Source organism: Mesorhizobium sp. Mes31 (assembly GCF_024519675.1).
GTDB lineage: Bacteria > Pseudomonadota > Alphaproteobacteria > Rhizobiales > Rhizobiaceae > Mesorhizobium.
The window spans coordinates 43,118-57,884 of record NZ_JALJRL010000018.1; the positions used below are offsets into that span (position 1 = coordinate 43,118).

Annotated in this window: 15 protein-coding genes; 12 read left to right on the plus strand and 3 right to left on the minus strand. The window is 64.3% G+C overall.

The features are described from left to right. Positions 1 to 191: 191 nt before the first annotated feature. Positions 192 to 449, minus strand: a complete 258-nt coding sequence (locus tag NR193_RS25615; RefSeq protein ID WP_256753532.1) for a hypothetical protein — start codon at positions 447 to 449, stop codon at positions 192 to 194. Positions 450 to 520: 71 nt separating this feature from the next. On the opposite strand from NR193_RS25615, the gene NR193_RS33570 reads away from it, so the two are divergent. From NR193_RS33570 to NR193_RS25665, 10 genes are all read left to right on the plus strand, one after another. Then, entirely contained in the window at positions 521 to 811 is a 291-nt protein-coding gene (locus tag NR193_RS33570; RefSeq protein ID WP_256753533.1) for a DUF982 domain-containing protein, read from the plus strand. Positions 812 to 1,022: 211 nt separating this feature from the next. After that, positions 1,023 to 1,748, plus strand: a complete 726-nt coding sequence (locus tag NR193_RS25625) for a GntR family transcriptional regulator (protein ID WP_256753534.1) — start codon at positions 1,023 to 1,025, stop codon at positions 1,746 to 1,748. A 3-nt stretch (positions 1,749 to 1,751) separates the two neighbouring features. Then, positions 1,752 to 2,792 (plus strand): ADP-ribosylglycohydrolase family protein, encoded by a 1,041-nt coding sequence (locus tag NR193_RS25630; RefSeq protein WP_256753535.1) that lies wholly within the window; start codon positions 1,752 to 1,754, stop codon positions 2,790 to 2,792. After that, the gene (locus NR193_RS25635; protein WP_256753536.1) at positions 2,789 to 3,772 is read left to right on the plus strand and encodes a PfkB family carbohydrate kinase; all 984 of its coding nucleotides are present in this window, start codon (positions 2,789 to 2,791) and stop codon (positions 3,770 to 3,772) included. The genes NR193_RS25630 and NR193_RS25635 overlap by 4 nt, the downstream gene beginning before the upstream one ends. A 39-nt stretch (positions 3,773 to 3,811) precedes the next feature. Beyond that, a complete protein-coding gene (locus NR193_RS25640) occupies positions 3,812 to 4,873 on the plus strand; it encodes an ABC transporter substrate-binding protein (RefSeq protein ID WP_306280501.1) in 1,062 nt (353 codons plus the stop codon). Positions 4,874 to 4,940: 67 nt separating this feature from the next. Continuing rightward, entirely contained in the window at positions 4,941 to 5,810 is an 870-nt protein-coding gene (locus NR193_RS25645; protein WP_256753538.1) for an ABC transporter permease, read from the plus strand. Continuing rightward, positions 5,810 to 6,598, plus strand: a complete 789-nt coding sequence (locus NR193_RS25650) for an ABC transporter permease (protein WP_256753539.1) — start codon at positions 5,810 to 5,812, stop codon at positions 6,596 to 6,598. Before NR193_RS25645 ends, NR193_RS25650 begins: the two co-directional genes overlap by 1 nt. Beyond that, positions 6,598 to 7,662, plus strand: a complete 1,065-nt coding sequence (locus NR193_RS25655; RefSeq protein ID WP_256753540.1) for an ABC transporter ATP-binding protein — start codon at positions 6,598 to 6,600, stop codon at positions 7,660 to 7,662. Before NR193_RS25650 ends, NR193_RS25655 begins: the two co-directional genes overlap by 1 nt. A 236-nt stretch (positions 7,663 to 7,898) precedes the next feature. Next, entirely contained in the window at positions 7,899 to 9,149 is a 1,251-nt protein-coding gene (locus NR193_RS25660; protein WP_256753541.1) for an aconitase X, read from the plus strand. Next, positions 9,146 to 9,619 (plus strand): aconitase X swivel domain-containing protein, encoded by a 474-nt coding sequence (locus NR193_RS25665; RefSeq protein ID WP_256753542.1) that lies wholly within the window; start codon positions 9,146 to 9,148, stop codon positions 9,617 to 9,619. The genes NR193_RS25660 and NR193_RS25665 overlap by 4 nt, the downstream gene beginning before the upstream one ends. Here the strand turns inward: NR193_RS25665 and NR193_RS25670 are convergent. Together NR193_RS25670 and NR193_RS25675 are read right to left on the minus strand one after the other, a co-directional pair. After that, a complete protein-coding gene (locus tag NR193_RS25670; protein WP_256753543.1) occupies positions 9,580 to 10,665 on the minus strand; it encodes a siderophore-interacting protein in 1,086 nt (361 codons plus the stop codon). The genes NR193_RS25665 and NR193_RS25670 overlap by 40 nt on opposite strands. Positions 10,666 to 10,667: 2 nt before the next feature. Then, a complete protein-coding gene (locus NR193_RS25675; RefSeq protein ID WP_256753544.1) occupies positions 10,668 to 12,791 on the minus strand; it encodes a TonB-dependent hemoglobin/transferrin/lactoferrin family receptor in 2,124 nt (707 codons plus the stop codon). A 182-nt stretch (positions 12,792 to 12,973) separates the two neighbouring features. On the opposite strand from NR193_RS25675, the gene NR193_RS25680 reads away from it, so the two are divergent. Continuing rightward, positions 12,974 to 13,915: a hemin ABC transporter substrate-binding protein gene (locus NR193_RS25680; protein ID WP_256753545.1), complete on the plus strand. Its 942-nt coding sequence runs from the start codon at positions 12,974 to 12,976 to the stop codon at positions 13,913 to 13,915. Between the two features lie 236 nt (positions 13,916 to 14,151). Then, positions 14,152 to 14,748: a thioredoxin family protein gene (locus NR193_RS25685; RefSeq protein ID WP_256753546.1), complete on the plus strand. Its 597-nt coding sequence runs from the start codon at positions 14,152 to 14,154 to the stop codon at positions 14,746 to 14,748. The last annotated feature ends 19 nt before the right edge of the window (positions 14,749 to 14,767 follow it).

Below are 14,767 nucleotides of genomic sequence, written 5' to 3' on the forward strand. Positions count from 1 at the left end.
GGTCATTGGAATAAACGACCTGCAGATAAACGGTATCGATAGAAAACAGTTCCTTCGGATGAGCAAATATCAAAACACCATTTTATTTTTCTGGCCTTGTCCGGAGTGCCGCCCAGCCGATTGGATTGGCAGCGATATTTTTGGCCCAGCCGCCGATATTGAGCGTAGGCCAGACTCCTGGCGCCAACCGACTACTCCATATCCGGTACGTCGCCGAAGACAAACAGCGTGTTCGGCGGGCCGTATTCGCCCATCGTCGGGTCGGCCTCGCGGCTCCAGGCGATGACGCCGGCATGTTTTGCCGCCAGAGCCCTGGCGGTGCGTATGGCGCGGTCCTCGCTCTGCTGGTCGGCAGGACCGAAGGCCGGAAACAATTCGCCATCCTCGCCACGATCGAACGCGACCACGACGATCAGCTTGGGACTTTTCCGGCCATTGGAATCGGACATCTTGCACCTTTCTTCCGGAACCTATCACAATAGCGGAAATTGGGTCGGCACGTTCGATTTCGGGAGGTGAGGTGGTGCAGGACCAGCGTTTCGACGAGCCGGTCAGGATTGCGCTCGGCCGCTCTGGGAACACGATCTTCAACGTGGAGAGGGTCGCTCAAGCCGCCGACATCCTGATGAATCGGTGGCCGGTTGCGACAGGGCAAAGGCATATGGTCGCTCGCAAGGCCTGCCTGGCCGTGCTCGAAGGAAAGAAAGAAGCCTCGGTGGCGCGGGCGGCGTTCATCAATGCCGCGATCGAGGCAGATATCCTCGTCGAGCCCCGTGAGGTGTCGATGCCTGTGCCAGTCCGATCAAGCTGAATCAGGATTTGCCTCTATCCTTCTGGTCGGTCGTGGTTTTTCGGCAACCAGGATGGGGCTTTCGGGGTCGTGCCGTCTGGCCGCATAACCCGCTTTGCGCGCATTTCCGCAACGTTCGCTGCCCGTTTGGCCTGCCTCGGCATCGCGTTGACACGAGACCTATGTCAATATATTGAACAGGACTATACAGGTTCACTGAACAGGTACCCATATGAAACGGCGTGCGGTTCAACTGTCTCCCGGCACTGGCAAGCCCGAGCAGATAGCCACAGTTCTGGAGCACGAAATCCGCTCCGGGGTTCTCGGTTTCGGCGACCGCCTGCAAAGCGAGAACGAGCTCGTCCAGCGCTTTTCCGTCAGCCGCAACACCGTGCGCAAAGGGCTCGAGGAACTGTTGAGCCGTGGGCTGATCACCACCAAGGTCGGAATCGGCTCCTTCGTCACCTTCGACGGCAAGCCAGTAGACGACGCCGTCGGCTGGTCGCGGGCGCTGGCCAATGCGGGCGCCAATGCCGAGACGCGCACGCTGCGGCTGGAGGTGATCGAGGACGCGGATCTGGCATCCCTGCTTGGCATCGAAAGTCCTTTTTTCATCGCTGTCGACCGGGTGCGCACCAATGCCAGCGATGGCCACGCGATCTCGATCGAGCGCAGCCGCCTGCCACTGTCGCCCGAACTGGAAGACGTGCCGTTGCGCGGCCTGCGCGAAGGTTCGCTGCACCAGACGCTGCGCGGCGCCGGGCTCATTCCCGACCATGGCGAGGAATGGGTCGGCATCGAAATGCTCAATGCCGAGGACGCCGCCATTCTCGGCTGCCCGCAAGGCACGCCGTTCCTGCGCGGCCGCCGGCTGACGCGTGCCGCCGACGATCGGCCGATCGAATATGTGACCAGCCTGCTCAACCCGGCGCATTTCGCGCTGCATATGAGGTTCTGAGCGATGCCGGACACCACCAGGGACACGCTCGATCGCGCCATGGGCGCACTTGTCGGCGGAGCGCTGGGAGACGCGCTCGGCATGCCGACGCAGCTTTTGTCGCCGGCCCGGATTGCCGACCTCTACGGACATGTCGAGGATTTCATCGCTCCTTTCGCCGATCATCCCGTGTCGAAGGGACTGCTGGCCGGCACCATCACCGACGACACCGAGCAGGCGCTGCTGCTCGGCCGCATTCTCGTTGAATCGGGCGCGCGCTTCGACCACACGCGCTGGGTCAACGCGCTGCTCGACTGGGAGCGCGAGGTCAAGGCGCGCGGTAGTTACGATCTGCTGGGGCCGTCGACCAAACGCGCCATCGACGCCATCAACAAGGGCGTGCCGGCGGAAGAGGCGGGGCGCGGCGGTGACACCAACGGTGCTGCCATGCGCATCGCGCCGGTCGGCATCATGATGCCGCCGGAGCCACTCGACGCGCTGGTGGCCAAAGTCGCCGAGACCTGCCGGGCGACACACAACACCTCGATCGCGATTGCTTCGGCCTCCGCCGTCGCGGCAGCCGTCAGCCGCGGCGTTGCCGGCGGCGACTGGCGCGCCGCTTCAGACAGTGCCGTCGCGGCGGCGAGGCGAGGGGCGACGCTCGGTCACTGGGTTACCGGCGGCGACATCGCCGCGCGTATCGTGTGGGCGCAGGATATCGTGCGCGGCGAGGCGACGAGGGATGCGATCCGGCTGATCACCGACCTGGTCGGCACCGGCGTCGCCAGCCAGGAATCCGTTCCCGCCGCCTTCGCGGTGCTGGAAGTCGCCGGTGGCGATCCCTGGCAAGCGGCGGTCATCAGCGCCAATCTCGGCGGCGACACCGACACGATCGGCGCTATCACCGCCGGCATGGCCGGCGCCTGCGCGGGCTTTTCCCAGCTGCCGCAGCAGCATATCGCGCGGCTAAAGGGCATCGACATTGCTGAGGTTCGCGCGCTGGCCGCCGACCTGGTGGCGGCAAGGGTGGCGAAAGCCGGGTCCGGCAAGGACGCGGCGGCATGAGCGGGCGTCTCGTCCATATCGGCAGCGCGGTGGTGGACTATGTCTACCGCATCGACGCCCTGCCGGCGCCCGGCATGGAAAAGACCGCATCAAGCTTCGCCCAGGTTGCCGGCGGCGGCTTCAACATGATGGTCGCAGCCGCCCGCACCGGCATGAAAGTGGTGTTCGGTGGCCAGCTCGGCAGCGGGCCGAACGGAGATTTCCTGCGCGCTGCCTTCGCCGCCGAGGGCATCGAGACGCTGACGCCGCCATCGCCCGTCATGGACAGCGGCAATTGCGTCGCCATGATCTCGAGCGACGCCGAACGCACCTTCGTCTCGTGGCCCGGCGCGGAAAGCGTTCTCAGCCTCGCCATGATGGCGCCTGTCTCGGTCGTGCCGGGAGACTGGGTGTTCACCTCCGGCTACACGTTGAGCTATCCCGGGAGCCGTGACGCGCTCACCGGCTGGATCGAAGCGCTGCCGTCCGAGATCCCCTTCGTCTTTGATCCGACGCCGATCATATCGGACATTCCACGCCCGATCCTGTCGCGGGTGCTGGCCCGTACGACATGGCTGAGCTGCAACACGGCGGAGGCGGCCGAGATCGCCGGTCCGGGCGATGTCGAGGCCGTCGCCGCACGGCTGCTGGCCGACCACTGTCCGAAGGCAGCGGGCGTCATCATCCGCGCCGGCGCGGAGGGCTGTCATGTGCGGCTGGCCGACGGCACCGCGCAAACCATTGCCGGATTCGAGGTCGAAGCCATCGATACCAACGGCGCCGGCGACACCCATATCGGCGCTTTCGTCAGTGCGTTGGCGCGCGGCGTGCCGCCTTTCGAAGCAGCGCGCTACGCCAATGCGGCGGCCGCTGTTTCGGTCACCCGCCACGGCGGGTCATCGGCGCCGACCGACCACGAGATCGGTACATTCCTGAGCCAGCCCGCCGGTCCGTCGACCGGCGAACCAGGCCAGAACCAGAAGGCCCATCAGACAGCCTGACAAGCCCGGGAAGCGGGCAAACCAAAGAGAGGAACGAACATGCGCATGCCTGATTTGACTGCCCTGTTGACGGCCACTGCCGTCTTCACCTCCGCACTCGCCTTCGCAGCCAAGGCCGACGAAGTGCATGTGCTCAACTGGAAGGGCTACGGTGCCGACGAACCATGGGCCATTGCCGCCTTCGAGAAGGCGACGGGCCACAAGGTCGTCAACGACTTCTTCAATTCCGAACAGGAAATGCTGACCAAGATCCGGACCAATCCCGGCCTCTATGACGTCGTCATGATCAACGCCGCCTTCAACGACCAGGCGATGGCCGAGAAATTGATCCAGCCGATCGACACCTCCAAGCTACCTAACTATGCCGACATCAGCAAGGACAAGGCGGGGTCGCCGATGCTCGACCATGACGGCAAGGTCTATGGCGTGCCGTGGGTCTGGGGCCTGACCGCACTTGCCATCAACGAAAAGTCCTTCGACAAGCCGCCGACGAGCATCGCCGAAATGTGGGATCCAGCCCACAAGGGCCGCGTGGTCATCCGCGACGATGCCGTCGAGGCTGTCCAGTTCGGTGCAATCGCCACCGGCCAGAACATCAACGATATCAAGGATATGGACGCGGTCAAGACGAAGCTCACCTCGCTGATGCCGCAGATCAAGACCTTCTGGAGCTCGGAGAACGACTGGAACCAGATGGTCGCCTCCAACCAGATCGACATCGGCACCTACTGGAGCGGCTCGGCGGATCGTGCCAAGACGCACTTCAAGCTGCCGGTCTCGCTGGTCATCCCACAGGAAGGCGCCGTCGCCTGGCTCGACGCTTTTTCCATTCCGGCAGGCTCCAAGAATGTCGCCGGCGCCGAGGCTTTCATCAACTACATGATCGACCCGAAGTTCTATGTCGAATGGGTCACCAAGGTCGGCGCTCCGGTGTCGGCCAACACCAAGGCGGTGGAAGCACTGCCCGAGGATGCCTTCAACCGCAAGGTGATGGGTGATCCGGAGGTCGCCAAGCGCATCCAGTTCCAGGCGCCCGTCACCGACGCGCAGCGCGAGGCCTATCTGGCGCTGTGGCAGCAGCTCAAGGTCGACGTGAAGTAAAGTCGACGTCCGGGCCGGCCGGCGGTTCGCGCCGGCTGGTTCTTCCAGTCCTGGGGAGGAGGGTATCATGGCAGCGCAGGGTGCGACCGCGTCGCGCGGCGGGCTGAGATCGGCACTGCCGCTGCTGGCACCTGCCTATCTCTGGCTGACGGTGGCGATCTTTCTGCCATTGTCGGCCATGGTGTTCTTCTCCTTCATGACCGAGCTGCCGCTGTCGGGAAAGCCGTGGACGTTCACGCTCGGCAACTACGCCGCCTTCTTCTCGCAGAGCCTCTATCTGACGCTGCTCTTGGCCTCGCTGCGGCTTGGCCTCGAAGTGACCTTGTGGTGCATCGTCATCGGCTATCCGGCGGCTTACGTGCTCGCCAAGGTGCTGAAGGGCCGTAGCCGCGAGGCGATCTTCCTGCTCGTCATCCTGCCGTTCTGGTCGAACGGGCTGGTGCGCATCTTCTCCTGGGCGATGGTGCTGCGCGAAGGCGGCATTCTCGACACCGCACTCAACGCGGTGCTGCCGTTCAAGATCAACATTGATCTCATGTACTCCTACCCGGCCGTCATCATCGGGCTGGTGCACTCCTACGTGCCCTACATGGTGCTGACCTGTTATCTCACTTTGCAGGCGATCGACGACTCGCTGATCGAGGCGGGGCGCTCGCTCGGCGCCTCGCGGCTGCAGGTGCTGAAGCGGGTGATCATCCCGCTGTCGATGCCGGGGCTGGTGGCGGGTGCCGCACTCATCTTCGTGCCGGTCGTCGGCTCGTTCATGGAGCCGCGCATCCTTGGCGGGCGCACCGGCACCTTCTACGGCACGGTCATCGAGGACCAGTTCGTCGCGGTGTTCAACTGGCCGCTCGGTGCTGCCCTCTCTTTCATCCTACTGGCCGTCGTGCTGGTCATCCTGGCGCTGGCGGCGCCGGTGCTGCGCAGGGCTGCCTGATGATGATGACACGCATCCTGGAAGGACTTGGCCGCTTCTATATCGGACTGCTGCTTGCCTTCCTCTATCTGCCGATCATCATCATGGCGCTGATGTCGTTCAACGTCTCGCCCTTCTACCAGTTGCCGTTCGAGTGGACGACGGAATGGTACGTCTCGCTGTGGCAGAACGACCAGTTGATCTCGGCCACCTGGAACAGCCTCGAAATCGCCGTCATCACCACCATCATCTGCGTGGTGCTGGGATCTGCGGCGTCGCTGGCGCTCTATCGCCATGAATTCCGCGGCAAGAAATTCCTGCAGGCGCTGCTGTTTCCGCCGATCGCCATTCCGTGGCTGATCACCGGCACGGCGATGCTGATCTTCTTCTTCGGCGTCGGCATCGGCCGCGGCCTGTTCGCCATCCTGCTCGGCCATGTCGCGCTGGCCTTGCCCTATGTCATCGTCGTCGTCTCGGCCCGGCTGCAAACCTTCGCGCCGGAGCTTGAAGAGGCGGCGCGCTCGCTCGGCGCCAACCAGTGGCAGGTGACGAACCGCGTCACGCTGCCCTGGATCATGCCCGGCGTCATCGCCGGCGGGCTGTTTGCGTTCGCCGTGTCGTTCGACCAGTTCGTCGTCTCCTATTTCCTGGCGACGCCTGGCCAGACGACGCTGCCGGTCGAAATCTACGCCGCGATCCGCAAGGGCTTCACGCCCGAGATCAATGCGGTCTCGACGATAATCATCGTCGTGTCGATGGCGCTGATGCTGCTCACGGCGCGCTTCTTCAAATTCGGCGGAGAGAAATAATGGCCGGCGTGCAGGTATCAAACGTCTCCCGCAGTTTCGGCGCGCACAAGGCGCTGGACGACGTCTCCATCGATTTCGCGGATGGCGGCTTCTATGCGTTGCTTGGGCCCTCGGGCAGCGGCAAGACAACGCTCCTGCGCCAGATCGCCGGCTTCGATTTTCCCGATTCCGGCCGCATCGCCATCGGCGGCGAGAGCGTCGAGCGGGTGCCGGTCGAAAAGCGGCGCATCGGCATGGTGTTCCAGAACTATGCGCTGTTTCCCAATATGAGTGTCGCCGACAATGTCGCGTTCGGCCTGTCGGTGCGCGGCGAGGCCAGGGCGGTGATTGCAACGGAAGTGCAGCGCGCGCTCGATCTCGTGCAACTCGGCAAGCTTGGCGGCCGGCGGCCGCATCAGCTGTCCGGCGGCCAGCGCCAGCGCGTCGCACTCGCCCGCGCCATTGTCACCAAGCCCCGCGTGCTGCTACTCGACGAGCCGCTCGGCGCACTCGACAAGGCGCTGCGCGTCGACATGCAGATCGAGCTGAAGCGCATCCAGCGCGAGATCGGCATCACCACCATCTTCGTTACCCACGACCAGGAAGAGGCGCTGACGATGAGCGACCGCATCGGCATATTGCGCGATGGCAGGCTGGTGCAGGAAGGGCCGCCGGAGGAGATCTACGACCGGCCGAAGAGTGAATTCGCCGCCACCTTCCTTGGCGACGCCAACATCTTTCGCGGCGACTCGACGGGTAATGGCATCAGGCTGCCGGATGGCACAGCGATTGCGGCTGGCGCCGGAGCGACGCTTGCGGCCGGCACCAAGGCGAGCTGCGCCGTGCGCCCGGAACGTATCCGCATCGCCACGGATGCCGGGGTTTCGGATGGCAATGCCAACATTTTGAAGGGCCAGGTCTCCAAGCGCATCTTCGCCGGAAACAACAGCACTTATTTTGTCGAGCGTGCCGGTCAGACGCTGAAGGTGATCGTGCAGAACACTGGTATCGAAAGGCTGGCCGAAGGGCAGGATGTCGTGTTGCGCTGGTCGCCGGAGAGCACGGTGTTGATCGCCGCGAGCTGAGGGGGCCAGTTCCCAACTGGGGAGGTTTGCGTTCCCTCCCACCCCCTCTGGCCTGCCGGCCATCTCCCCCGCAAGTGGGGAGATCGGCAGCGATAACGCCGCTGCTCTTCCCGCAACGTTGAAAATTTGCGAAGGCAGAGATGACGGCCAATCTCGCCCCTTGCGGGGGAGATGCCCGGTAGGGCAGAGGGAGGTGCTGTCCCTCCATAAGGTCGAACCAGGGCCGGAGCACATTTATGACGCTGGAATTGACAGCCAACGACCGATCCATTCTCGACGGCGAGCAAGGCCCATCCGCCGCCGCCGCGATGAAGATCCTGGTCGCGTTTTCCAATGCGGTTGGGGCAGCCAGCCTGCTCGACATCACCGGCGCCCATATCGATGGCTGCCTCTACCATGGCAAGGCAGGGCTTGATTTCGTCGAACGGCTGGTCGAGGGCGGCGGCCGTGTCCAGGTGCCGACGACTTTGAATGTCGGCTCGTTCGATCTTATCCATCCCGGCATGGTGAAGATGCCGGGGGCGGAAGGAGTGCCGGCGCGGCGGCTGATGACGGCGCATATGGAACTCGGCTGCCAGGCGACCTTCACCTGCGCGCCCTACCAGACGCGGTTCCGGCCAAGCTTCGGTCAGCAGATCGCCTGGGGCGAATCCAACGCCATCGTCTTTGCCAATTCCGTGATCGGGGCGCGCACCAACCGCTATGGCGATTTCATCGACTTGTGCTGCGCCATGACCGGGCGGGCGCCGGCCTGGGGGCTGCACCTGAGTGAGAACCGGCGCGGCCGCATCCTGTTCGAACTGGCCATTCCCGAGCCAGAGCCGAGTGACAGCCTGTTCGTCGGCGTCGGGCTGATCATCGGGCAGGCCAGCGGTGACCGCATTCCGGTGATCTCAGGCCTTCCTCGGCCGCGCGACGAGGACCAGTTGAAGGCGCTGGGGGCGGCCGCGGCAACGACCGGGGCGGTGGCGTTGTTCCATGCGGTCGGCATCACGCCCGAGGCGAGAACGCTCGATGAAGCGTTTGATGGCCATGCTCCGCAGGAAACGGTCCGCATCACCCGCGCCGACATCGACCATGCGCTGGCCAGGCTGTCGACCGTGCCGGATGGCGCGCAGTTGGCGGCCGTGTCGCTCGGCACGCCGCATTTCTCGCATGAGGAATGGATGCGCCTGTTGCCGATGCTGCGCGCGGTCGCGCCGGGCAGGGGCATTCCGATATACGTCAACACCGGGCGCGCGACGCTGACGCGGCTGCAGGAGGAGGGCGCCCTGGCCGGCATGGAAGCATTCGGCCTCATCCCCGTCGCCGACACCTGCACCTATGTCACCTCGATCCTCGAGCGTCTCGACGGCGTGGTGATGACCAATTCAGGCAAATGGGCGCATTACGCGCCCGGCAATATCGGCGTGGCTGTCGCCTTCGCCGAGATGAAGGATTGCATCCGCTCCGCGGCTGTCGGGCACGTCGTGCGGAGCGGCTCATGACGCAGCCGGTGGAAACAAAATCCGTCGAACGGACCGGCACTTTCCAACTGGTCGGGGAGGCCGCGGGACAGGCCCTGGTGTTTTTGCAGCCGCTCAGCTTCTGGGGCGGCATCGATGCGGAAACCGGCGACGTCATCGATCATTCGCATCCAGGTCTTGGCCAGAATGTCGCCGGCAGCATCCTGGTCATGCCGAGTGGGCGCGGTTCGTCGTCCTCATCCTCGGTTCTGGCCGAGGCGATCCGCAGGGGCACCGCGCCGGCAGGCATCCTGATGGAACGGCCGGACCCGATCCTGGCTGTGGGCGCCATCGTCGCCGAGTTTCTCTACGAGATCCGCATGCCGCTGGTGGTGTGCGATATTTCGCGCATCGCTTCCGGCGACCGGATCACAATCAGTTCGGGCGAGGGTGGCCGGGCGATCGTCAGCGTTCAGCCAGCCATCAATCCCGCGGAGCCGCGCCGCCAGTAGGCAGCGGCGAGCGTTTGATCGCGGCCAAGCCCCAGCGTGTCGCGCCAGTGCTCGCGCACGATTTTCGCGGCGGCGGCTTCGGCCGCGAACCAGCCGAAGGTCGAAACGTCCTTCGGCCACGCCACCGAGCGGACGGCCTCGGCCAGCAGCTTGTCCTCGCCCGCCGGCACGCCGTCCCTTGTCAGCCAGTGCAGTTCGATGCCGGTGGCGTTGGCGATCTCCTGTCTTTCGGCATGATCGGCGATCTCGACGAAGGCAACGCCCTTGGTTTGCGCGGGCAGCGTTTCCAGCAGCCGCGCCAGCGCCGGCAGGCCGGTTTCGTCGGCGCCCATGACATACCATTGTGCCGGTCGCACCGGGCGGCCGACTGGCCCCATGATACCGACCTTCATGCCGGGTGCCGCCTGCATGGCCCAGGCCGAGCCGACGCTCTCGCCGGGATGGACGAGGAAGTCGACATCGATGATGCCGTTGTCCGCATCGAGCGCGCGGATGGTGTAGACGCGCGCCACCGGCCGCCGGTCATCGGCAGGCCACACCGGCAAGCCATTGCCGCCGAGCATCGGCCACAATGGATCGGGAACCTCCCGGGTCGGAAACAGCATGCGGATATGCATGCCGCCGAACTTGGCGAAGCGGGTGAGATCGTCGCCCGCCAGGCGGATGCGGCGCATATGCGGTGTGAGGTGGCGAACACCTGTCACCACCATCTCGCGGAACTGGGCGAGGCGGGTCTCGCCGGCGAGATCGCCGGTCCAGACGATCGCGGGGTTTTCCTCCCTGGCATAGACCTCCACCGCGGTGGCGAGCAGGTCCTTGATGCGGGCGAGGCCGTCTCGGTCGGTGGCGTTGGCCCGCATCACCAGCCGCTCCATGTCGAAGGAAGCGCCGCCGAAGGCAAAGCGGAAATCGATGCGCTGCCCATGCTGCGAAGCATCGGCCTCGAAACTCCGCAGCCTGTCGCTGATGCGGTCCATGTAGTCGGGCAGGTGCCGCAGGTCGAGACGCGCCTCGCAGGTCAGTTCGCTCGCCGATGCCTCGCTCATTGTCAGCCTCCGATCCTGCCTGTGAGGGCCACCTTGAAGGTGCGACCCTTGCCTTGTTCGGTAGCCGCCGTGGTCGACCATGCGCTTTGCGGGTCGGTGTAGGCGGTGTTGAAGACGTTATCGACACCGAAATCGAGCCTGGCGTTGTCGTTGATGCGCCAGTTGGCGAAGACGTTGACCAGATCGAAACCGTCATCGACGACCGGCACGGCGTCGGGATTGCTGCGGCTGGTGCGGGTGATCTCGCCGACGCTGAGATATTGCGCGCCGACTGTGAGCTGATCCTCCAGCATGCGGAACCCGAGCGTGACCGAGAAACGGTCGAGCGGCGTGTTGTTGAGCGCCTGGCCGGCATAGACGCCGCTGATGACCTTGGCGTTTATCAGCGCGCCGGCGAGATTCACGAAACCCCAGCCGTAGTCATAGACCATCTCGGCCTCGACGCCCTTCAGCCGCGCGTCGCCGATGTTGATCGCCGTGCGCGGCAGGACGGTGAGATCGACGTCGATATAGTCCTCGACATCGGTGTGGAAGACGTTGAGCTTGGCGCGCAGGCGGTCGCCCGCGGTCAGCACGTCGTCGTATTTCACGTTGATGCCGGCCTCCCAGTTCTTCGCCGTCTCGGGTTGCAGCAGAAGATTGGGACTGTAGCTGTCGGCGCCGCCATGCGCGCCGCCGCCACGGAATACATCCTGCAGGCCTGGCGCCCGGTAGCCTTCGGAATAGGTGCCGTAGAGCTGGAAGCCATTGAAAGGGGTGACGCCGACGGTCAGGCGCGGCGACCAGCGGTCGCCCGAGATCGAGGCTTGCTGCGGCGGCACGGCGCGGGTCTCGCCATCGAGTTGGTAGCCGTCATAGCGCATGGCCGCGATCACCTGCAGCCAGTTCTCATAGTCGCCTTGCCATTGCAGGAAGCCGCCATAGCCCTGCTGTTCGCCGGCACCGAAATGCGCGGCTTCCGAGGACGCTTCGAGATAGTAATAGTCGAGCCCGTAAGTCAGCGTATGGGCTAACCCCCAGGCGTCGAAGCGCGAGGAGTTCTTCACATTGAAGCCCGACGTGGCGACGTCGTAGAAGCGGAAATTGCCGATCGCCGAGGTGGGCCAGACCTGCGTCTGCTCGGCGCGGGTGCGGTTGTGGTAGGCATTGGCGCTGAGGTCGATCAGCTCGCTGTCGTCAGGTTTCCAGGTGTAGGCAGCCGTGTAGGTCTGGTTGGTGGTGTTGGTGTCGTAGCGGCTCAGCGTCGGCGAGGTCGAGCCACTCGAGCCGGTGATCTGGTCATTGTAGCGCTGCAGGATGGCGCCGAGCTTCAGCTCGTGGCCGTCGGCCGGCCGCAGCGTCGTCTTCAAATAGCCGCTGGTCACCCGCTCGCCGGTCCAGGGCACGGTTTCACGATTGCCGTCGGTGTAGCTGTCGCGGTCGCGGTAGACGAGGTTGCCGATGATGTCGGCATCGTCGCTGAAGCGGTAGGCGCCGGTGGTGCTGGTGGTGAAGCCGTCACCATTATCCTCATAGCCGAGCTTCTCGCTCAGCGCCCAGCGCTCGTCGTTCTTGAGGAAATCGCCGGCATCCTTGGTCTCGAAGGAGACGACGCCGCCAATGCCGCCCGAGCCATAGGCATTCGACACCGGGCCGCGAATGACGGTGGCTTCCTTGATCAGGTCCGGCTCGACGTAGAACGAGCCCGAACCGTGGCCGACGCGCCAGTAATCCTGGCGGGCGCCGTCGAGCGTCACCACGACGCGGCCATACTGCTCGAGGCCGCGAATGTTGATGGCTGTCGCCGGGTCGTCGCCATTCATCGAGGCGGCGACGCCAGGCGTGGTGCGGAAGATGTCGGCGGCGGTGTCGGGTTGGATCCGGTCGAGTTCGTCGGAATCGACGGCGCTGATGGCGGCCATCGATTCGATGACGGCGGTCTTGATCATTGTCGCCGAGATGGTGATGAGGTCGAGCATCGTTGCAGGCTGGTTCTGCCCAGCAGTGGCTGGTGCCAAGCGGCCGGTCTTGGCGGCCGCCCCCTTCTTTTCCTGCTCCTGCGCGCTGGCCTGCGGTGCCGCGCACAGGCCGAGCACCAAGGCAAGCGCCGTGCTCGCCATCAAGGTCGTGTTTGTTGTCGTTGTCATGCAGCCCCCAAGCAAAAGCAAATCTGCTGGCGATGGCTGAACGGGCCTTGGCTGGCATGATGGAATCCCTCGACCAAACTGGCCGGGACCAAGCTCACATATTAAAACATGATGACATAAGTCAACTTTAAATTTATAGACCGACATCTTCATCGAAAAGGCATTTGGACAGGAGCAAAAGCATGGCCGGCAACGTGGGTGAGGGCAGGCGGATCGATTGGTTCCAGCCAGGCAGGATCGCGGCGATGCTGCTTCTGGCGCTGTCGGTGCTGGCGCCTTCCTGCGGCTTCAAGGCACTGGCCGGGGAGAGTATTGTCGACGCGCTGGGACGAACTGTCGCGCCGGGAGCGGCAACCAGAATCCTGGCGCTTGGCTCCGACGTCACCGAGATCGTCCATGCGCTCGGTGCCGGCGAACGGATCATTGCCGTCGACCGGGGCAGCAAGTATCCGCCATCGGTGACCGGGAAGCCCAATGTCGGCTATCGCCGCCAGCTTTCGGTCGAAGGGCTGGCCGGACTGCGTCCCGATCTGATCCTGGCGGCCGAGGACAGCGGGCCGCCCGAAGCGCTCGAGGTGCTGAAGTCGCTGGCATTCCCGATCGTCTTCATCCCGCAGGACAACAGCCCGCAAGGTATCGAGCGCAAGATCGCGCTGATCGCTGCCAGCCTGGGGCTCGAGAAAAAGGGCAGGACTGTTTCCGCCGAGATGCTGACAGCCTTTCAGGCGGCCGCCGATCTGGCCGCAAGAATCCCACCGGAACGGCGCAGAAAGGTGGTGTTCTTCCATGGTCTCGAGAAGTTGAGCGCTGCGGGCGCCGGCACCTCGGCCGACGCCATCATCCGCTATGCCGGTGGCCTCAACCCGATGGATATGGTCGAGGGCTACAAGGCGGCGTCGGAGGAAAAGCTGATCGAGATGGCGCCTGACGTGATCCTGATGATAAGCGACGGCAAGGGTGGACCGACAGCCGAGCAAGTGTTCGGCAACCGTGCACTGGCGGCAACGCCGGCGGCGGCAAACAGGGCCCTGATCGTGCTCGACGGCGCCTACATGATTGGCTTCGGCCCACGCACCGCCGACGCAATCCGCGACCTGGCGAAGGCGCTTTATCCGGAAGGGTAGTGCCGGGAAAAATCCTGATCCGCGGATGACACCCAATTCGCCGGATTTCTCCGGATGGGCTGCTTCCCGCACAAACTTGCCGGTCCGGCCTGAAACATTGGCACGATATTCTAGCCCGCCCGGTTGACCGCAAAGGCGTTATCCAGCCTATAATTCTACTAAATTCATAGACTAACTGTGAGCGCTCTCGGCGCTTGTGGGATGGCCCGTGAAGCTGGTGGAAAAGGAGCGCATCGATGCCGAGGACAGAATCCAATCCGATCGAGCTTGGCACCAAGGCCGCCGACTTCCTGTTGCCCGACGCGCAAGGCGTGCTTTACCGGCTCGCCGATTTCGATGCCAAGCCGGCCCTGCTCGTCGCCTTCATCTCCAACCGTTGCCCGTTCGTCGTGCTGATCCGCGAGCAGCTTGCCGCCTTCGCCCGGGACTATGCTGCCAAGGGCCTGCAAGTGGTGGCGATCAACGCCAATGACCATGAAGCGCACCCGGAAGAAACGCTCGCCCGCATCGGCGAGGAGGTCGAGAAATTCGGCTATTCCTTCCCCTATCTCAAGGACGCTTCGCAGCAGACGGCCAAGGCTTATGGCGCAGCATGCACGCCCGATTTCTTCTTGTTCGGCGCGGATCGGCGGCTCGCCTATCACGGCCAGTTCGACGATGCGCGGCCGGGCAATGGCAAACCTGTGACCGGTGCCGATCTGCGCGCGGCGGTCGATACGATGCTGGAGGGCGGCAGGCCCGCCGCCGAACAGGTGCCGTCGATCGGCTGCAACATCAAGTGGAACGCCGGCAACGAGCCTGTGTGGGTCTCCAGCGCGGCCCGCGCCGCATAGCGCCTTCTCTCGCACTCCT

Bases quoted from the DNA above. Each gene is read 5' to 3' on its own strand.
- NR193_RS25615 (WP_256753532.1), bottom strand. From the start codon at position 449: ATGTCCGATTCCAATGGCCGGAAAAGTCCCAAGCTGATCGTCGTGGTC.
- NR193_RS25625 (WP_256753534.1), top strand. From the start codon at position 1,023: ATGAAACGGCGTGCGGTTCAACTGTCTCCCGGCACTGGCAAGCCCGAG.
- NR193_RS25630 (WP_256753535.1), top strand. From the start codon at position 1,752: ATGCCGGACACCACCAGGGACACGCTCGATCGCGCCATGGGCGCACTT.
- NR193_RS25635 (WP_256753536.1), top strand. From the start codon at position 2,789: ATGAGCGGGCGTCTCGTCCATATCGGCAGCGCGGTGGTGGACTATGTC.
- NR193_RS25640 (WP_306280501.1), top strand. From the start codon at position 3,812: ATGCGCATGCCTGATTTGACTGCCCTGTTGACGGCCACTGCCGTCTTC.
- NR193_RS25645 (WP_256753538.1), top strand. From the start codon at position 4,941: ATGGCAGCGCAGGGTGCGACCGCGTCGCGCGGCGGGCTGAGATCGGCA.
- NR193_RS25650 (WP_256753539.1), top strand. From the start codon at position 5,810: ATGATGATGACACGCATCCTGGAAGGACTTGGCCGCTTCTATATCGGA.
- NR193_RS25655 (WP_256753540.1), top strand. From the start codon at position 6,598: ATGGCCGGCGTGCAGGTATCAAACGTCTCCCGCAGTTTCGGCGCGCAC.
- NR193_RS25660 (WP_256753541.1), top strand. From the start codon at position 7,899: ATGACGCTGGAATTGACAGCCAACGACCGATCCATTCTCGACGGCGAG.
- NR193_RS25665 (WP_256753542.1), top strand. From the start codon at position 9,146: ATGACGCAGCCGGTGGAAACAAAATCCGTCGAACGGACCGGCACTTTC.
- NR193_RS25670 (WP_256753543.1), bottom strand. From the start codon at position 10,665: ATGAGCGAGGCATCGGCGAGCGAACTGACCTGCGAGGCGCGTCTCGAC.
- NR193_RS25675 (WP_256753544.1), bottom strand. From the start codon at position 12,791: ATGACAACGACAACAAACACGACCTTGATGGCGAGCACGGCGCTTGCC.
- NR193_RS25680 (WP_256753545.1), top strand. From the start codon at position 12,974: ATGGCCGGCAACGTGGGTGAGGGCAGGCGGATCGATTGGTTCCAGCCA.
- NR193_RS25685 (WP_256753546.1), top strand. From the start codon at position 14,152: ATGCCGAGGACAGAATCCAATCCGATCGAGCTTGGCACCAAGGCCGCC.